Genomic DNA, 3,217 nt, shown 5'->3' with positions numbered 1-3,217 from the left:
TTAGAACGGGGTATAATTAAACTTTTTGAAAGGAGTTGAGCCTTTGAAAGATATTAAATTAGCAGTAATTGCAGGTACTCCCTATGATACATATTTAGGAAAAAGTTATTATAGTTCTCAGGGATATGAAGTTCTTTCAGATTACACCTCAGAAAGCCCGGCTGAACAGAATAGACTCCAGTACAGTAATCCAGAGAAACTGCAGCAGATTACATTAAATAAAATTATGAAGTTGAAGGCAGCTGGAGCCAAAGCAGTTATTATCTACTGCAACTCATTAAGTGCGGTTTTAGATAAGAGTGATTTAATTCAAAAATCAAAATTACCGCTGCTGACTCCTTTAGATGTCTACCAGGCTCTTTCAATTTCAGAGCCGCAGAAAATAGCAGTTCTGGCAGCTAATTCTCAGAGTGCAGTTAAAATTGAGAAAATTATAGCGGCCAATAACCCCCAGTTGGAATTTATAACAGCTGGAATTATGCCGATTATTAATGCAATTGAAGCAGAGATTGAGGCGGAAAAAATATATCAGCAATACGGGTTGAAAGAACTAATTGATTCTTTTCAAAAAATGGGGGCAGATCAGCTTTTATTGGGCTGTACCCATTTGCCTTATCTAAAAAGTGAAATTAAAGCTGATTTTAATAAAATTATTGATCCAGCAGCTGAAATTTTGGAGCTGCTTTTAAAAGATAGCTTAACTATTAATCTATCAAAAGAGGAGCTATAATATGAAAAATATTATTAAAAATTTGAATATTAAAGAAAAACTTAATTTGAAAATTATTGTTATTGTTACACTAATTATGATAATTGGTTTGACAACATTAGGCTATTTTACTAATTCTGTAGTAAAAGATGAAATAACATTTTTGGCTAAACAAAGGAATAAAAACATAACAAAAAATGTTCAATCACAAATTAATTCTTTTTTAGGAGAAAGCAAAAAAATTGTAAATTATACAGCAGATGAAACGATTTTTAAAAATTTAAATAAACCTGAAATAAAAAAAACATTAACTAATATTGGAAAAAAATATTCTCAATTTAATTTAATTTATATTGGGACTAAAAACGGGGAAATGTTGACTTATCCTGATGCTACTTTTGCAGATGATTATGATCCAAGAAATAGAGGTTGGTATAAAGATGCTTTAAACTCCAATTCATCTATTTGGACAGAAACTTATACAGATGCAGCAACTGGTGAATTAATTATTACTATTGCTAAAAAAGTAGTTAATGATAAAGGACAAATATCTGGTGTTATCGGTGGAGACATTTCATTAAAACAAATAAGCACTTTAATTAATGAAACAAAAGTGGGAGAAACAGGAAATACTTTTCTTGTAAATAAAGAGGGGCAGCTTTTAGCACATCCGGATCAAAACCTTGTAGAGAATAAGTTTAATGTTAGTAATTGGTTTAATTTAAAAGATGTTTTTAATTCAAATAATGAGGTATTTGAATATCAGAATGATAACAAAAAAATGTTAACTTCATATTTACCGATTGAAGAAATTGGAGGAACTATTTTTGCTCAAATACCAACTAAAGAAGCTTATCAAGCAAATCAAAAAGTTTTAAAAACAACCACAATATTATCTATTATAGTTTTAATTGTTTTATTAGGAACTATAATCCTATATATTTCACAACAGGTAGTAAAACCTATTTTAGAATACTCAAAAGAAATGGATAAGGTTGCTAACGGGAATTTAAATGTCAGTATAGAAGTGAACAGAAAAGATGAACTAGGAAGTTTAGGAAAATCTTTTAATTTAATGGTAAAAGACTTAAAAACTTTAGTACAAAATATTAAAAACACTTCAGAAGATGTTACTGAAACATCTAAAACATTAGATGTTAGTTCAAAAGAAGTAGGAAATACATCAGAACAAGTTGCTATGTCTATCCAGGAAGTTGCAACAGGAGCAGATAGTCAGGCTAAAAGTGTAGAAAATGTATCTTTAAATATTCAAAAGTTAGTTGATAGCTTAAACAATTTAAATAAAAACAATCAAGAAGTACAAAATTATACAGACGATATGAATGTTGTAACTAATGAAGGTTCTCAGAAGATGGATAATTTAAATCAACAAATGGAAAATATAGTTAAAGCAATGAGAACTGTTTCTACAGATATTGTTGAATTACAATCTATTTCTGACGAAATAAAAAGCATTATTGATTTAATAAATAATATAGCAGATCAAACTAATTTATTAGCATTAAATGCAGCTATTGAAGCAGCAAGGGCTGGTGAAGCTGGTAGGGGATTTAGCGTTGTTGCTGATGAAATTAGAGATTTAGCTGAAGAATCTTCTAATTCTGCTGATCAAATCAAAGACTTAATCGATGAAGTTTCAAAAACAACCGATAAAGTTGGAGAAGAAATGAATAGAAGTGAAGAAGAAATTTTAAGTGGAGAAAAACTTGTAAATGAATCTAATAAAACATTTAAGGATATTAGAAAAACTTTAGAAAAAATAAATCAGGGAATGTCAAATTCTGTAGAAGAATTTAAGAAAACAAATAAGTTAAGTTCTGGAATATCAGAAGAAGCTCAAAATATTGCTGGAGTATCCGAAGAAACTTCTGCTTCTGCTGAAGAAGTGGCAGCAGCCAGTGAAGAACAAAATGCTACAGTTGAAGAAATGTCTTCAATTGCAGATGAATTATCAAGTAGAGCTGAAAACCTTGAAGAGATAATTAAAAAATTCGATATTTAATATAAATTAGCCAGGGATTTAAACCCTGGCTTTTTATAAATAAAAGTTTTTTGTTGATTGATCTTTTATATTTTGGTTAATTCCTATATATCTTAAGCTGTAGTATAACATCTTAATTTTCATGTAATTTATGATTAACATTATTATTAAAATTCAGACTGGTCTTTTATTTTCTTGACAGAGTCCAACCGCTGTGCTATACTAATTAAGGAAAAGAAAGTAGAAACACCTGTTTCTCACCAGTCAGAACTGGTTAATATCAGTATTTTCGCCGGAGCTTTAGGCTTTCTGTGGGAATAGTAGGCTTATCTTTAGGATAGTCTATCTTTAGCTGATTATTGAATTTAACGGGTGGTTTCTACCACTCGTTTTTTGTATATTTGTCGTTTTTATATCACTCAGGAGGTGCATAAATATCGTTAATGATTTAAGAGTTAATGATCGCATTAGAGCAAAAGAGGTTCGTCTGATCGATCAAGAAGGAG

General features: G+C 29.8%; 2 protein-coding genes. Both read left to right on the top strand.

The features are described from left to right. Nucleotides 1–43 precede the first annotated feature (43 nt). Nucleotides 44–730, top strand: coding sequence for an aspartate/glutamate racemase family protein (locus tag CI949_RS19015; RefSeq protein ID WP_089719213.1), 687 nt, complete (start codon nt 44–46; stop codon nt 728–730). Between the two features lies 1 nt (nt 731). After that, nucleotides 732–2,732 carry a methyl-accepting chemotaxis protein gene (locus CI949_RS19010; RefSeq protein WP_089719212.1) on the top strand — a complete coding sequence of 667 codons (2,001 nt, stop codon included), beginning with the start codon at nt 732–734 and terminating at the stop codon, nt 2,730–2,732. Nucleotides 2,733–3,217 lie beyond the last annotated feature (485 nt).

The organism is Halanaerobium sp. (genome assembly GCF_003070835.1).
Note: the sequence above shows the minus strand (reverse complement) of the source record. Positions and strands in the feature narration are given on the sequence as shown.